This is a genomic window from Streptosporangium sp. NPDC006930, assembly GCF_040635605.1.
Lineage (GTDB): Bacteria > Actinomycetota > Actinomycetes > Streptosporangiales > Streptosporangiaceae > Streptosporangium.
Map to the genome: position 1 here is coordinate 339,984 of NZ_JBEYID010000007.1, position 15,967 is coordinate 355,950.

General features: G+C 72.6%; 9 protein-coding genes. 4 read left to right on the plus strand and 5 right to left on the minus strand.

What is annotated here, in order from left to right; genetic code table 11:
* Positions 1 to 101: 101 nt before the first annotated feature.
* The 4 genes from ABZ664_RS15750 to ABZ664_RS15765 are packed head-to-tail and all read right to left on the minus strand — an operon-like array spanning position 102 to position 8,326.
* Entirely contained in the window at positions 102 to 3,278 is a 3,177-nt protein-coding gene (locus tag ABZ664_RS15750) for an amino acid adenylation domain-containing protein (protein WP_362509127.1), read from the minus strand.
* Positions 3,275 to 5,377 carry a non-ribosomal peptide synthetase gene (locus ABZ664_RS15755; protein ID WP_362509130.1) on the minus strand — a complete coding sequence of 701 codons (2,103 nt, stop codon included), beginning with the start codon at positions 5,375 to 5,377 and terminating at the stop codon, positions 3,275 to 3,277. Before ABZ664_RS15755 ends, ABZ664_RS15750 begins: the two co-directional genes overlap by 4 nt.
* Entirely contained in the window at positions 5,371 to 6,819 is a 1,449-nt protein-coding gene (locus tag ABZ664_RS15760; protein WP_362509133.1) for a condensation domain-containing protein, read from the minus strand. The genes ABZ664_RS15755 and ABZ664_RS15760 overlap by 7 nt, the downstream gene beginning before the upstream one ends.
* Positions 6,806 to 8,326 carry a condensation domain-containing protein gene (locus tag ABZ664_RS15765; RefSeq protein WP_362509136.1) on the minus strand — a complete coding sequence of 507 codons (1,521 nt, stop codon included), beginning with the start codon at positions 8,324 to 8,326 and terminating at the stop codon, positions 6,806 to 6,808. The genes ABZ664_RS15760 and ABZ664_RS15765 overlap by 14 nt, the downstream gene beginning before the upstream one ends.
* A gap of 1,022 nt (positions 8,327 to 9,348) precedes the next feature.
* Between ABZ664_RS15765 and ABZ664_RS15770 the strand changes: the two genes are divergently transcribed.
* Positions 9,349 to 9,933: a copper resistance CopC family protein gene (locus ABZ664_RS15770; protein ID WP_362509139.1), complete on the plus strand. Its 585-nt coding sequence runs from the start codon at positions 9,349 to 9,351 to the stop codon at positions 9,931 to 9,933.
* On the plus strand, positions 9,930 to 10,961 hold the full coding sequence (locus ABZ664_RS15775) for a CopD family protein (protein WP_362509142.1): 1,032 nt from the start codon (positions 9,930 to 9,932) through the stop codon (positions 10,959 to 10,961). The genes ABZ664_RS15770 and ABZ664_RS15775 overlap by 4 nt, the downstream gene beginning before the upstream one ends.
* Here ABZ664_RS15775 and ABZ664_RS15780 read toward each other — a convergent pair.
* Positions 10,919 to 12,040, minus strand: coding sequence for a hypothetical protein (locus tag ABZ664_RS15780; protein WP_362509145.1), 1,122 nt, complete (start codon positions 12,038 to 12,040; stop codon positions 10,919 to 10,921). The genes ABZ664_RS15775 and ABZ664_RS15780 overlap by 43 nt on opposite strands.
* A gap of 247 nt (positions 12,041 to 12,287) precedes the next feature.
* Between ABZ664_RS15780 and ABZ664_RS15785 the strand changes: the two genes are divergently transcribed.
* Together ABZ664_RS15785 and ABZ664_RS15790 are read left to right on the plus strand one after the other, a co-directional pair.
* Positions 12,288 to 14,987: an alpha/beta fold hydrolase gene (locus tag ABZ664_RS15785; protein WP_362509148.1), complete on the plus strand. Its 2,700-nt coding sequence runs from the start codon at positions 12,288 to 12,290 to the stop codon at positions 14,985 to 14,987.
* Positions 14,984 to 15,922, plus strand: a complete 939-nt coding sequence (locus ABZ664_RS15790) for an ABC transporter permease subunit (RefSeq protein WP_362509151.1) — start codon at positions 14,984 to 14,986, stop codon at positions 15,920 to 15,922. Before ABZ664_RS15785 ends, ABZ664_RS15790 begins: the two co-directional genes overlap by 4 nt.
* Positions 15,923 to 15,967 lie beyond the last annotated feature (45 nt).

A 15,967-nucleotide genomic window follows, 5' to 3' on the forward strand; every position in this document is an offset into this window, starting at 1 on the left:
CCCCCGGCGGTCTCCCTGCGGCGGAGAGCCGGAGGGGCCGGGAGGCGCCTTCAGGAGGGGCGGGGAACCGGGGCGAAGAAGCGGAGCACCCGGAAAAGAGTTCAGGAACGGTCGGTGCCCGCGAGCAACTCCAGCGCCTCCTCCTCGGTCAGGGAGTCCAGTTCCTCGATCAGCAGCTCCTCCAGCGCCTCGGCGAGGGAGGCGACGGTACTTTTGGCGAAGATCGTCCGGATCGGGACCTCGACCCCGGTGTCCCGCCTGATCCGCGCCCCCACCCGGGTCGCCAGCAGGGAGTGCCCGCCCAGCGCGAAGAAGTCGTCGAGGACGCCGACCGGCCCCGTGCCGAGCAGTTCCTCCCAGATCTCGGCGACCAGCCTCTCCGCGTCCGTACGCGGCGCGACGCGGCCCGTGGCGGGGACGGCGGCGGCCGGTTCGGGAAGCGCGGCGGCGTCGACCTTGCCGCCCGAGGTGAGGGGCAGCGCGTCCAGCGTCACCCACGCCGTGGGGACGAGTTGGCGCGGGAGCGACCGCTCCAGATGCTCCCTGAGGACGGCCGGGTCCGCGGTGCCCGTGACGTACGCGACGAGTTCCTCTCCCCTGCCGGTCACGAAGGCCTGCCGCACCCCGGGGTGGGTGAGCAGACGGCTCTCCACCTCGCCCGGCTCGATCCGGAACCCCCTGATCTTCAGTTGCGCGTCCAGCCGCCCGAGGAACTCCAGCCGCCCGTCGGAACGCCAGCGCGCCCGGTCGCCGCTCCGGTAGCGGCGCGCTCCCGGGGCGCCGTACGGGTCGGGGACGAAGGCGGCCGCGGTGAGCGCCGGCCTGCCGAGGTAGCCCCGGGCCACTCCGGCTCCACCGATGACCAGTTCCCCGGTCGCGCCGGGCGGAAGGGGGTCTCCCCTGCCGTCGAGCACGTGGACGACGGTCGCGCCGATCGGGCCGCCGATCGGGGGGCGTCCCGCGACGTCCCTCGCCCCGAGGTCGGCGGCGGTGGCGATCACCGTCGCCTCGGTCGGGCCGTAGGTGTTGACCAGCCGGGCACGGTCGCCGAGCAACCCTCGCCAGCGCTCCACCGCCGCCGCCGAGACCTGCTCGCCACCGAGGATCACCAGGCGGAGCGAGGACGGCCACGCGGTCTCCCTCGGGTCCTCGGTCAGCGAGTGCCAGTAGGCGGTCGGCAGGTCGAGTACGGTGACCGTCGCTCCCTCGGGGGAGGCGAGCAGGGCGGGCAGGGACACCGCGCCCTCCGGCAGGAGCACCAGCGTGGCTCCCGCCGCCAGCGTGGGGAAGACCTCCTCGACGTGGGCGTCGAAGCTGAGCGAGGCGAACTGGACGACCCGGTCGGCCGGGGTGAGGCCGTAGTCCTCGCGCATCCAGCGCACCCGCGCGGCCACCGCGCCGTGCTCCACCAGCACCCCCTTGGGCACGCCGGTGGATCCAGAGGTGGTGATGACGTACGCGGCGTCCTGCGGCGCGGGGAGGTCGCCGGGGTCTCCGAAACCTCCATGGCTCCGGGAGGTCGCGGGGGCGACGGCGACGCGGCCCGGTGGCGGTTCACGCAGGGTGATCAGGTGGGTGGCCGAGCTGTCCGCCATCGAGAAGGCCAGCCGCTCGTCGGGGACCTCCGGGTCGAACGGCAGGTAGGCGGCCCCGGCCCACCAGACGGCGAGCAGCGCGGTGATCGCGTCGACCGAACGGGGCAGGCAGACCCCGACGACGTCCCCCCGTCGCACGCCGCCCTCGCGCAGGACCTCGGCGAGCGCGCCCGCACGGGCGAGCAGCTCGCCGTAGGTGACGCTCTGTTTCCCGCAGACCACGGCGACGGCGTCCGGCGCCCGCCGCGCGGCCTCCAGGATCATCCCGGGAACCAGACCGGCCTCCGAGACGGGATCTGAGACGGGATCTGAGACGGGATCTGAGACGGTGTCCGAAGCGGTGTCCGAGGCGGGACCGGCGTTCGCCGCACGGTCGATGTCCGGGACCGGCCCGCCGGACAGGGCGCGGATCTCGGCGTGGTCGGCGTCGGTCCAGATCGGCAGGGCGGAGAGCGGGGTGCCGGGGGCGTCCGCGACGGATTCGAGGAGGAGGGCGAACCTCGCGGCCAGCCGGCCGACCTCCCCGGTCTCGAACAGGCCCGTGTCGTGGCAGAAGGACAGGGCGAGCCCGTCCTCACCGGACCAGGCCTCGACGAGGAGGTCCACCTTGGCCTGGTGGAATCCGGCGTCGAGGTCGGCCACCTTCAGGTCGCCGAACGTTCTGCGCGGGTTGGAGTCCTGGGTGTGCAGGATGAGCATGGAGGGCAGCAGCGACTCCGCGGGATGGCTGAGCTGCTCGAAGGGGACCGCGGGGTTGCCCAGCGCACCGAAGACCTCGCCGCGGGTACGGCCGATCAGTCCGGTGAACGGCGGGTCGCCCGACAGGTCACCGCGGAGGATCACCGTCTGGGAGACGTATCCGACCATCGGCTCCAGCTCGACGCGGTCCCGGCCGGCGACGACGGTGCCGACCAGGAGGTCGGTCTGCCCGGTGTGCCGCAGCAGCAGCGTCTGGTAGGCGGCGACGAGCACCGTGAACAGGGTGGTGCGGTGCTCGGCGGCGAGCCGCTCCAGCCGCCGCGCGGTGGCGGGGGGCAGCAGGACGCGCTGGACCTCCCCCTGCCCGCTCGCCTCCCCCGGGCGGCGGAACGGCAGCTCGGCCGGTGGCGGTTCCGCGAGTTTCTCCCGCCAGTACGGCACGGCCCGCTCGGCCCTGCGCCGATGCCATCGCGCGTAGTCGCCCGCCTGGACGGGCAGCGGGCGCAGCCGGGGCTCCTCCCCCGACAGGCGAGCGGCGTAGCAGTCGGCCAGGTCGTCGAGGATGACGTTGAGCGACCAGCCGTCCGCGATGATGTGGTGCATCGTGAGGCAGAGCACGTGCTCGTCCTCGGCGACCCGGATCACCGCGACGCGCAGCGGCGGCCCCGCCTCCAGGTCGAACGGCGTGTTGGCCCGCTCGGTCACCAGGCGTTCCGCCTCCTCGTGGCCGCCGGAGTCCAGCCATTCGATCCGGGGCGCCGACGCCTCCTCCACCACGGCCCAGGGCACGCCCTCCTCCTCGGCGAACCTGGTGCGCAGGCTCTCGTGGCGGGCCAGAAGGTCGGTGAGCGCCCGGGTCAGCGCGGCCGGGACGAGGGGGCCGCCGAGCAGGCGTACGAGATACACGTTGTAGGAGGCGTTGCCCGGGTCGAGGCGCTGCAGGAGCCAGAGCCGCTCCTGCGCCGGGGACAGGGGTGCCCTCATGCGCCCGGCGCCAGTTCGTCGAAGATCGCCGCGAGTTCCTCGGAGTCGAGGCCGTCGAGCCGCTCGCGCAGCGCGGCGACCTCGGCGAGGTCCAGGTCGTCGTCCAGGCGGTCCAGCTGCCTGGCGAGCCCCGCGACGGTCGGGTCCTCGAAGAGGGCCGGGAGTGGCACGGCGGCACCGAAGCGCGCCTGGACCCTCGCGATGATCTGGGCGGCCATCAGCGAGTGGCCGCCCAGCTCGAAGAAGTCGTCGTCGGCCCCGATCGGCTCGTCGATCCCCAGCACCTCCGCCCAGATGGCGGCGAGCTCGTCCTCCGCCGCCGTCGACGGCGCCCGGTAGGGGACCGTCCTCACCGGCGCGCCGCCGGGTACCGGCAGCGCCGCGCGGTCGAGTTTGCCGTTGGGGGTGAGCGGCAGGGCGTCGAGCGTGACGAGCTGCGCAGGAACCATGTAGTCGGGCAGGCTCGACCTGAGCCTGTCGCGCAGCGCCTCCCACAGCCCCGCCGTCGCCGATCCCGCCGCGGGGACCACGTACGCCACCAGAGCGGGCAGGCCGTCGGGTCCCTCGCAGGCGCCGACGGCGGCCTGACGGACCTGGTCGGCCGAGCGCAGGACGGTCTCGATCTCGTCCAGCTCGATGCGGAACCCCCGGATCTTGACCTGCCTGTCGGCGCGGCCCAGGTATTCGAGGCGACCGTCCGGGGCGCGCCTGACGAGGTCGCCGGTCGCGTACATGCGCGCTCCGGGACGGCTCGTGAAGGGGTCGGGCAGGAAGCGGGCGGCGGTCAGCGCGGGCATGCCCCGGTAGCCGCGGGCCACCCCGTCCCCGCCGATGTGCAGTTCCCCCGCCTCGCCGTCCGCGACCGGCAGGCCACCGTCGTCGAGGACGTACAGGGACGTCTCGGAGATCGGCTCTCCCAGGCCGATCCCCGCGGGGGAGGGTGCGACGGTCCCGGCGGTGGACCACACGGTCGTCTCGGTCGGCCCGTACACGTTCCACAGGCTCGTCCCCGGGGCGAGGAGCGCGTCGGCGAGGTCGCGCGGCAGCGCCTCTCCCCCGCAGAGCCGGGTGCGGATCGTCTCCGGTACGCCGCCCGCCTCCAGCAGAATGCGCCAGGTCGCCGGGGTGGCCTGCAGGACCGTGATCCCCTCCGCGACCGCCAGCGCCCGCAGCGCCGCGCCGTCGGCGGCCTCCCGTGCCGAGGCCACGACGATCCGCGCCCCGCACGCGAGGGGCAGCAGCAGTTCCAGCACGGAGATGTCGAACGACAGGGTGGTGACGGCGAGCCAGCGGTCTTCCGGTGTGAGTCCCAGCCTGCCGGAGAACGCCCCGAGGAGGTTCTCCACCGCGCGGCGCGGCACCTCCACGCCCTTGGGCCGCCCGGTGGAGCCCGAGGTGTAGATCACGTACGCCAGGCCGCCCCCCGGCCCTCCTGGAATGTCGCGGCGGTGGGCCGGGGCGGTGCCGTCTCCGGGGACGAGCGGGAGCGGCTGCGAGTCGCTCCCGTCCGGCCCAGGGAGTGTGGCACCGTCGGGGACGAGCGCGGGGAGCGGTGGGACCGTGCCACCGGGGACGAGCCGGGGCACCGCGGCGACGACGCCGTCGGGAGCGAGCCGGGACGCCGAAGAAACAGCGTCGTCGTGGGTGAACCGGGACGGCGGGGAGACAGCGCCGTCGGAAGTGCCGTCCGGGGTGAACCGGGACGGCGCGGAAACGGCACCGTCGGGGGTGAGGAGAAGCGTCCTGGGGACGTCCGCGAGCAGGCGCCGGTCCACCCCGGCCTGGGTCAGCACCAGCTCGATCCCGGCGTCCTCGCGCATGAGCCGCAGCCTCTCCTCGGGAAAGGCGGGATCGAGCGGGACGTACGCGCCCTGGGCGGCCCAGACCGCCAGGACCGCGACGACCATCCCCGTGGTGCGTTCCATGCACAGGCCGACCGGGACCTCGGGGCCCACCCCCTGCCCGCGCAGTACCGCGGCGAGGTCGTCGACCCGCCGGTACAGCTCCCGGTAGGTCAGCGTGCCTCCGGGTCCGCTCACCGCCACCGCGTCGGACGTCGTCTCCAGCGGTTCACGCGTCGGTTCCAGGGTCGTCACCACGGTTGTACACCTCTCAGGTCGGACAGCCGGAGGTCCGGGTCGGCTCCGGCGCGCTCCACCACGTCGGTGAAGGTCCGGATGAGGCGCCGAGCGGTTCCGGCGGAGAACAGGTCGCTGCTGTAGTCGAGGACGCCGCCGAGTCCGCCGAGGCCGTCGGGGCCCCGCCAGGCGTCCACGGACACCTCGGCCTTGGTGCGTCCCGTCGCGGGGGCGGGATAGACCTCGACCGACAAATCACCCATCGTGGTCCGCAGCAGGTCCCCTTTGGGCAGGTTGTGCAGGTTGAACATGGCCTGGAAGAGCGGCGGCCGACTCAGGTCGCGGGGCAGGCGCAGCGCGCCGAGGATCCGTTCGAACGGTGTGCCGGCGTGCCGCAGTCCCCCGAAGAGCGCGGCGCGGGTGCGTTTGAGCAGTTCGCGGAAGGTGGGGTCGCCGGACAGGTCGGCGCGGAGCACGAGCGTGGTGGCGAAGTAGCCGATCAGCGGCTCGATCTCCGGCCGGTCCCTTCCCGCGACCGGTACCCCGACGCACAGGTCCTCTCGCCCGGAGGCCAGTCCGAGGGTCGCCTGGTAGGCGGCGAGCAGTGCCATGAAGAGCGTGCAGCGCGTCCCCCTGGCGACGTTCTCCAGCCGGGCGATCGCCTCTTCGGGAACGAACAGGCTCTCCTGACCTCCGCGTCCGCTCCAGCGGGCCGGGCGGGGGTGGTCGGCGGGAAGGTCGAGGGCGGGCGCCCCGGCGAGCGTCCTCGTCCAGTGGTCGAGGCTTGAGGCGTCCTCGTCCGACTCGGCGCGGCGCCTCTCCTCCTCGGCGACCTGCGGGTACTGCGCCGGAAGCTCCTGTAGCCCGGGCGGCCTGCCCTCGCGGTGCGCGGCGTAGCACTCGGCCACCTCCCGCATCAGGACGTCGAGCGACCAGCCGTCGACGACGATGTGGTGCAGGACGATGCAGAGCAGGAAGTCCTGCTCGCCCAGCCGCAGCAGCGCCACGCGCAGCGGCGGGCCGTGTTCGAGGTCGAAGGGCCTGTTGATGAGATCCACGACGATCGGAGCCGGATCGCCGGTGACGTCCACCCGCTCCACCGGTACCGGCCGGGCCGGTACGACGACCTGGACGGGACGGTCACCGGCCAGCCGGAACCGGGTGCGCAGCACGTGGTGCCGCTCGGCCACCCGGGTGAAGGCGACGGCGATCGCCTCCGCGTCGACGGGACCGCGCAGGCGCACGCACCAGGGGGTGTGGTAGGTGGTGTCGTCGGGGTCGAACCTGCCGAGGAACCACAGACGCTCCTGCCCGAACGACAGCGGCCACTCCCTGCCGCCTTCCCCGTCCCGCTCCCGCATCCTCCTCAGCAGCGCGGCGCGCTGTGCCTCGGGGAGGCGCGCCAGTCGTTCGAGCAGCGCTGCGCGGCCGTCGGGCCCCGCCCGGTGGTCAGACGTGACCACCGGCCACCTCCCGCACACCCTGCGCGCCGAGCTCCTGGGCGCCCCGCGTCCGGCCGGTGCCCGGTGAACCGGCGGAGGAACCGTTCTGGCCGTGGACGGCGGGTCGCTCGACCGGGACGATGCCGCACAGTCCGGCGACCTCGTCGAGCGGGACGTCCCCGGCCACGGAGGCGACCAGCAGACTCTCCACCCCGCGCAGCAGCGCGTAGGCCGTGGGGCGCGGCAGGTAGGCGGTGTCGGCCGTCAGGTACAGCTCGCAGGTGGTGGTGGCGGTACCGGTGGCGAACAGGGCCGTGGCGTCCACCTCGGGCCAGGATCCGACGTGGAAGGTCCTGGTCCGCTCGGTGAGTGCGGCGATCGCCGCGGGGTCGCCCGGTGGCTCCACCGCGGGCAGGTGAGGCCAGTGGCCGACGGCCCGCGCGTCGTTGAAGTAGGCCGACAGGTCGACGGGTCTGCCGCGCTCGCGGCCGACCTCCTCGCGCAGCGCCATCATCCGGTACGGGTGGTAGTGCGCGTTCCTGTAGGCGGTCAGCGCCTGCCGGTGCCCGGCACGGGCGGCGTCGGCGAACGTCCCCTCCGGCAGGTCGAGGACGAAGATCCCGTCCTGAACGGCGCTGCCCGCCATCGCCGCGACCCGGGGATCGTGCCGGTTGGCCACGATGAGCTGCATGACCACCTCGTCGTGGCCGGTGAGCGTGCCCAGCAGCACGGCGCTCGCCGTGGTCAGCACGCTGGCCGTGCTGATCGACCAGCGCTCCGCCAGCACCTCGGCCGCCGCCGCGGTGGCGTCCGACTCCATGCCGACCTTGACGAACCTCGGTTCCTCCGGCGTCGTGCGGGGGAAGTCGAACATGCTCAGGGGCGCCCTCTCCAGGACCGCGCGCCAGTGGCGCAGCGTCCGCTCGCCTCGGGCGGCTCCAGGACCTTCGCGCTCGAAGGCGGCCTGGTCCATCGGCTGCCAGGCGGGGGCCGGCGGCTCGCCACCGGCGAGCAGGTCCCGCCAGTCGCGCGCCAGCACGTCCAGCGCCCCGCCGTCCACTGCCAGGTGGGACAGGGTGAGAGCCATCGCCCTCGGACGGCCGTCGGCGGTCACGACGGCGCATCGGAACGGCAGCTCGCTCGCGTAGTCGAACGCGGTGGCCGCCAGCCTGGCGGAGAGTTCCCTCGCCGCGGCGGTCGGTTTGGCCTGTCCCGCGTCGTACACCTCGACGGTGAAGCGGCCCTCGCGCGCCACGCGCTGGACCAGCCCGCCGGGAGTCTCCTCATACGTCGTCCTCAGCGTCTCGTGCCGCTCGACGAGCACGCGCAACGCCCGCAGGACGGTGTCGAGGTCACGTCTGCCGTAGACGGGCAGCACCCAGGGCATGTTGAAGTACGGGTCGTCGTCGTCCAGCCACCGGGTGAGCCGCCAGATGGCGAGCTGGCCCCAGCTGAGCGGCGCCTCCCCGCCCCGTACGCCGGTGAACTCCACGGACGTCGCGCTCAGCCGCGCGAGACCGGCCGTCATCGGGTCCGGCCGTTCTCTTCGTCGACGCCCTCGCGGGACGCCCTGTTCCATCCGTTTATCAGCGACATCGACATTTCAGGCGCCTTCCGTCCGGCCTGTCGCGGCGGCCTCGAACAGCCCCCGCGGCTCCCTGTGATGACTTCTCCCCGCCGCTTCGCCGGCGGGGCGCCGACGACGGGCATGCGCTCGGGTGTCTCGCGCCCGGCCGGGGCGTTCCATCGGAAAGGCCCTCGATTCGACACCGGCGCGGGCGGATACCGCCTCCTCGTCCAGTGAGAGGCCGGTGCGCGTCACGACGCCTCCGTACTGTCGGGAGGGGAACCCGGGCGCGTTCCCTTACGGCGGAAAATGGAATCTCCCGATTGGGGGATCCCACGACCGACCGGATCGGCCCGGCCCCGGGGGGACGCGCGGATCCGATGGTGTTGAGGACTTGCGCGGCGCGGAGTACGGCTCCGACACCGAGACGCGCGAACGCCCGGCGTGACGTGTCCCGACCACATGTCACGCCTTCACACCGTGCGAGGGCACGGCGACTTCTTCGCCGTGCACGAGCGCGGCGAATCGACGACGTTGCTTGAAGCGAGGCTAAGGATCACGCGCCGAATTCGTCAAGGTTTCGCGGTTGTTTTACAGTCCAATAAAACCAGCAAAATATCTCTCAAGGGCTTTTACCAGATAAATCGACCTATTCTCCATTTTTTGAATGTTTGTCATCCTCTTAGTCATTGACTCTGTCCCGGCAGGCTCCCACCCGCCGCCGGGAGGTTCCCCGGCCTTCCCCGTCTCCCTCGGCCCCCATCGGCCTCCATCGGTCCTCGTCGGTCCCCATCGGCCCCTGCCGATCCCCTTCGGTGGCCGGAGCACCGGAATCGGCCCGTCCACCGGCGCACACGCCCCCTCACCGGGGCGCGGGCACCGATGGACGGATGAGACGAGACGCGCGAGCGCGATTCCCGGGCGGGAGGCCGGGGTGGGAGCATGTCATTCGTCATGACGACCCCAAAGGAAGGCCACGACCGGTGAGGCGGCTACTCACGGTCCTGCTGCTCGCGTCCGCCGCGCTGCTCGGCGCGGGCGTCCCGGCACAGGCCCACAACGTGCTGATCAGCAGCGACCCCAAGGACGGTACCGAGCTGGCCACCGGTCCCGAGAAGATCACACTCACCTTCGACCAGCCCGTCCGGCAGGGCTTCGCGCAGATCAGCGTGATCGGCCCGGACGGCACACACTGGGAGGAGGGAAAGACGACCGTCGACAGGACGAAGGTGAGCGTCGGCGTGAAACCCCTCGGCTCCGCCGGGGAGTACGCGGTGGGCTACCGGATCCTCTCCTCCGACGGCCACCCGGTCTCCAGCAAGATCACCTTCACCCTCACCGCCCCCGGTCCCGACGCGTCCGCCCAGGCGCCCGCCAGCCCCGCCCCCGCCCCCGTGGCCTCCGCCGCCGCGCCGCAGGAACCCGATCTGGGCGCCCAGGCCGCCGAGGCCGCGCAGAACGGCGGTGCCGGGATGGCCGTGCTGTGGATCGCGGGCTCCATCGTCCTGCTGGGCGGGGCCACCGTCGTGGCGATGCGCCGTACGAAGGAGCAGGGAGGCGTGGGATGACCCTGACCGCCGAGCCTGCCGCCGAGGCCGGCACCGCCAGGAGGCTGGTCGTCGGCGGGCTCGTCTCCGGGGCCCTGGTGGCCGTGCTGACCGCGACGGCGCTCTCCCGCCAGGAGGCGGTGCCGGGGATCGCCATCCCCGGACCGCTGGTGGAGTACGGGCTGCCGGTGCTGCGGGTGCTGCTGGACCTCGCCGCGGTGGCGGTGGTCGGGCTCAGCCTGCTGCCGAAGCTGCTCGGGTTCGACGACCCCGAGCGCACGGAGCCGGTGATGCGCCGGGCCCGGCCGGCGGCCGTGACCTTCGCCTGGGCCTGGGCACTGCTGGCGCTGGTCGTGATCGTGTTCCAGACGGCCGAGCTGAACCCCGGCCTGCTCCCCACCCCCGGCATGATCGCCGACTACGTCGACAGCGTCGGCGCCGGGCAGGGCATGCTCTTCAGCGCCGCCTGCGCGCTGTCCTACGCCGGGATCGGGCTGCTGGCCGTGCGGTACGGCGAGAAGGTCCCCGCCGAGCTGCGGATCGTGATCGCCCTCTTCGGGCTGCTGCCGATCCCGGTCACCGGCCACGCGGTCGACTCGCTCTGGCACGACCCGATCATGATCTCGATGGAGCTGCACGTGATGGGCTCGGCGGCGTGGACCGGCGGCCTGCTCACGATCATCCTGCTGGTCACCGGGGACCGGGAGCTGCTGGCGCGGGTGCTGCCCGCGTTCTCCAGGCTCGCGACCCTCGCGCTCGTCGTGGTCAGCGTCTCCGGCCTGGTGAACGGCCTGGCCACGATGGCCCTCACCCCTGGGGTGGAGCTCCCCGGGGCTCTCCTGACCAGCGAGTACGGCCTGCTGGTGCTGGCCAAGGTCGCGTGCGTGGCACTGCTGATCCCGTTCGCCGCCCACATCCGCTTCCGCCTGCTGCCGCACATCGCCGAAGGGCGGGCGACGGCGGTCGTCGCGTGGGCGGCCGCCGAGATCGCCGTGATGGGGCTCGCCTACGGGGTCGCGGTCGCGCTGACCACTGCCTCCCTGTCCTGAGCCCGCAGCGTGTGGCGGCCGAAGGACCATTCCGCGGCCAGCCACAGGACCGCGAGTCCCGCCCCCCCGATCAACATGGTCGTGGGGGGCACCAGCGGCGGCGCCATGAACGTCGCGTGCTGGAAGCGCAGTGCCTGGTCGATCAGGAGGGTGGCACCGAGGGATCCGACCAGTGCCCTGACCACGGGGATCCTGATCAGGAACGCCAGGTCGACGGCGAGCGCCCCGGCGATGAGGAAGACCGGGATCGCCGAGCGCGGGAAGTCGGCCACGGCGAGGAGCGGCCAGATCAGCGTGCGGAAGACGACGTAGGCACCGATCACGGCGGTGGCCGAGAACATCCGGCCGATCATCGCGCGGGCGTAGACGGCCACCAGGATCGCGGCGATCGCCGCGTAGAGCGGGTAGAGCTGGTCGGGCACGGGCAGCGCGAAGTGGAGCGCCACGGCCCTGTCGGTCACCGGCAGGCCGATCTGGTCTGCGGCGAACTTGATCAGGATCGGCTCGGCCTCGGGCGCCCCCCGGTCCCAGGCCGAGATGGCGTACACGCCGTACTCCTGGTGCTGGGCCGGGAACCAGACGTTCTCGAAGAGGAACACGAAGAGCCCGCCGAGGACCAGTGTGCGCGTCCGCCCTGGGATCGCCCGCACGAACCAGCCCCGAATGACGCCGCAGATCATGAAAAGCGTGCCGACGTAGAGCATGAGGTGGGACGGACTCCACGAGGTGATGTCGAGCCCGTTGACCCGGTGGTTGATCAGGTCCAGCGGGACGGCGACCAGGAAGATGCCCGTGCCCCAGGTGATGAGACGCTGCGCGAGTTTGTCCACGCCGTAGCCGGTGTAGATATGGATGATCGTGAGCGCGAGGGCGAGGGCGGTGCCGACACTGTTGAGCAGGTGCGGCGGGGCCAGGTCGTCGCGAAGCCACTTGAAGTGCCAGGAGACGTCCCAGGACGCCCCGAGCACCTTGAACGAGAAAGCCACCAGCCACCCGAGGTAGAGGATCCTGAACAGATCCTCCGGGGTCTCTCTGCCGGCCTCCCCGCGCGTCCAATACGGCAGAGCCCACTCGATCACGGGAGTGGCTCTTCTTCGAAGGCTCTCTACTGGCTTCACGCGTCGAAATGATGCCGCTCCTTTACCTCGGTCCGCAATCGGGGACAACCCTGAGCATCGGGACGCCTCCCCTGCTCCACGGCGGTGGATCATCCGTGTTCGTCCCCGCCGCGACGACCGGCGACCGAGCCGACCGGTGACTGACCGGCTGGAACGCTCCTGAGAACGGTCTCAGGAGCCCTTCAGCTCCAATCAGTAGGCTCTCGTCATGCAACGTGGGGGAAAACGGACCATCCGGGTCGCGGGGATCGCTGCGATCGTCGTGCTGGTCATCGGTGTCGCGGCCTGGCTGGTGTGGCCGTCCGCTCCCGACGTACGGGCCCAGGACCAGATGATCACAGTGCTGGACGGGCCGGAGGACGACCAGCGGGTCACGCTGGACGCGAGCTTCTTCCCTCCCGCCGGCGGCGGCAGGGCCCCGGCGGTGCTGCTCGCGCACGGGTTCGGCGGCAGCAAGCTGAGCGTGAGGGACGCCGCCGTACGGCTCGCACGGGAGGGTTACGCCGTGCTGACCTGGTCGGCGCGCGGCTTCGGCCGCTCCTCGGGACAGATCGCGCTGAACTCCCCCGACTACGAGGTCAAGGACGTGCGCCAGCTGGTCGACTGGGTCGCCAGACGGCCCGAGGTCCGGCTCGACGCGGCGGGCGACCCTCGGGTGGGCATCGCGGGCGGCTCCTACGGCGGGGCGATCTCCCTGATGGCCGCCGCCCACGATCCCAGGATCGACGCGATCGTCCCGCAGATCACCTGGCACGACCTGGCCGACGCGCTGTTCCCGAACGCCACCGGGCAGGGCCCGGAGAGCGGGGTGTTCAAGCGCATGTGGGCCGGGCTGTTCTTCAGCCGGGGCGGTCCCACCCCGGGCGCGGCCGGTCTGGCCGCCCTCGGCCAAACCGGCGCGGGGGGCGGGGAAGACGGAGAGGGCGCGGGAGCCGGGGACGGGTCGCCGCCCGCCCAGCCGAGGCCGCTCACCGCGGAGGAGGTCCGGTGCGGCCGGTTCCTGCCGGAGATCTGTGACATGTACCAGAAGGTGGCAGAAAGCGGACGGGCGACGGCGGACGCGGTGGAGACACTGCGCAGGTCAAGCCCGATCTCGGTGCCCGGCAAGATCAAGGTCCCGACGCTGCTGCTCCAGGGACAGCGCGACTCGCTGTTCACCCTGGGGCAGGCCGACGCCAACGCCAGGGCGATCGCCGCCACCGGCGCCCCGGTCGAGGTCGCCTGGTTCGACGGCGGCCACGACGGCGGCAACGGCGAGGTCGACTGGCTGCACGAGAAGACGCTCGGCTGGTTCGACCGCCACCTGAAGGAGAGCGAGGCGGCCGGGCAGGAAAGCGCCTTCACCGTCACCCGCGACGGCGGGCGTGACCCGGGCACCCGTCGCCCGGTCCAGCTGCACGCCGTCGCCGACGGCTACCCGGGGTTGAGCGGCACCGGCCAGACCTCCGTGCCGCTCAGCGGGCCCGAGCAGCAGGTCGCGAACCCGCCGGGCGGTTCCCCCTCCTCGATCTCCGCGGTCCCCGGCTTCGGCGGTCTCGGCGGCGCCGCCACCGCGAACCTGTCGATCGACATGGCGGGTCAGAGCGCCGTCTTCGACTCCGCCCCGCTCACCACCCCGCTCCAGGTCACCGGCAGCTCGACCGTACGGGTGCGGGTGACGCCCGAGCGTTCGGGGTCCCCCGCGGCCGGTGACGTCGCGGAGGGCGGCACTCGGAGCGGCCCAGCGAGCGGCACCGGGAGCGGCGAGGCGCGGGCGGCGGACGAGGTGACGCTGTTCGCCAAGCTCTACGACGTCGCGGGCGCGACGCAGGCACCGCTCCTGCCGGAAGGGCTCGTCGCCCCGATCAGGATCACGATCCCCGAGGGCGGCTCGGGGGAGGCCACGGTGACCCTGCCGGCCATCGACCACAGGTTCGACGTCGGGCACCGGCTGCGCGTCGCGTTCACCACCACCGACCTGGGTTACAGCACCCCCGCGGCTCCGGCCGTCCACACGGTCGCCCTCGCCTCACCGGCGGTGACCGTCCCCACCCACGCCACCCTGCGCACCCCCTCGACCGGCCCCGCCTGGTGGATCTGGGCACTGCCGCTGCTCTCCCTCGTCGTCGCGGCCGTCCTGCTGCTCGCCGGACGCCGCCGCGCCGCCGACGAGCACGACCCCGAGCTCGACTCCGTACCGCTGCGGATCCACGGCCTGACCAAGGCGTACCGGAACGGCGAACTCGCGGTGAACGACCTGTCGTTCACCGTCGAGCACGGCCAGGTGCTCGGCCTGCTCGGCCCCAACGGGGCGGGCAAGACCACCACCCTGCGCATGCTGATGGGCCTGATCAAGCCCGACGGCGGCGAGATCCGGATCTTCGGTCACCGGGTGGTGCCCGGCGCCCCGGTCCTGTCCAGGCTCGGCTCGTTCGTCGAGGGGCCGGGTTTCCTGCCGCACCTCAACGGCCGTGACAACCTGGAGCTGTACTGGAAGGCGACCGGCCGCCCCGTCGAGGACGCCGGGTTCGCCGAGGCCCTGGAGATCGCCGGGCTCGGTAACGCCCTGGACCGCGCCGTCCGCACCTACTCCCAGGGCATGCGCCAGCGTCTCGCCATCGCACAGGCCATGCTCGGCCTGCCCGACCTGCTCGTCCTGGACGAACCCACCAACGGTCTCGACCCGCCCCAGATCCGCGAGATGCGCGAGGTCCTGATCCGCTACGCCAGAGGGGGCCGTACGGTCATCGTCTCCAGTCACCTGCTCTCGGAGGTGGAGCAGACCTGCAGTCACGCGGTGGTCATGCACCGCGGGCGTCTCGTCACGGCCGGGACCGTGGCCGAACTGCTGAGCAGCCGCACCCCGGTCAACGGCTCCGGCACCCGGCTGGAAGACGTCTTCCTGGACCTGATCGGAGAGAAGGCGTGAGCGACACCGACGGTGCTCGTGGCACCATGACCGGCCCGGCGGGCGACGGCCCCGCGCGGGCGGGGAGCCCGCAGAACGGCGTCGCGGAGAACGGTTCGGCGCGCGGCTACGCGCCGGGGCGCACCCTGCCGCTCTCCGTGGAGATCGTCAGGCAGTTCAAGCGGCGCCGCACGCTGGTGATGTTCGGCCTGCTGCTCGCGCTGCCGTGGATCCTGGTGATCGCCTTCAAGCTCGGCGCCGGGTCCGGGCAGCCCACCACCACGCTGCGCATCTCCGACCTGGCCACCGAGGGCGGGCTGAACTTCGCGGCGTTCGCCCTGTCGGTGTCGGCGAGCTTCCTGCTGGTCGTCGCGGTGGCGCTGTTCTGCGGGGACACCGTGGCGAGCGAGGCCGGCTGGTCGTCACTGCGCTATCTGCTCGCCGCCCCGATCCCCCGCGACCGCCTGCTGCGCCAGAAGCTGATCGTCGCGATGGGCTACTCGGCTGCGGCGGTGATCTGCCTGCCGGTGATGGCCCTGCTCGCCGGGACCCTCGCCTTCGGGTGGAACGACGTCCGGGTGCCGGGGACCGGTGAGACGATCGCCGCCCTGGACGTGCTGCCCAGGTTCGGGGTGGTGATCGGCTATGCCCTGGTCAGCCAGTTCGTGGTCGCGGCGCTGGCCTTCCTGCTCTCCGTCAGCACCGACTCCCCTCTGGGAGCGGTCGGCGGTGCGGTCGGCCTGGTGATCGTGAGCAACATCCTGCAGGCGGTCGAGGCGCTCGGCTGGCTCAGGGAGTTTCTCCCGACGTTCTGGAGCACCGCGTGGCTGGACGCCCTCGCCCCCCAGCCGGAGTATGACGGCATGCTCAAGGGGGTGGCCGTCTCCGTCACCTACTCGGCCATCCTGATCGCGTTCGCCTTCCGCCGCTTCCGCACCAAGGACGTCGTCTCCTAGCGGGACGTGCGGGGGCGCCTTCCGCGGGACCTCCCGCCGCGCGAA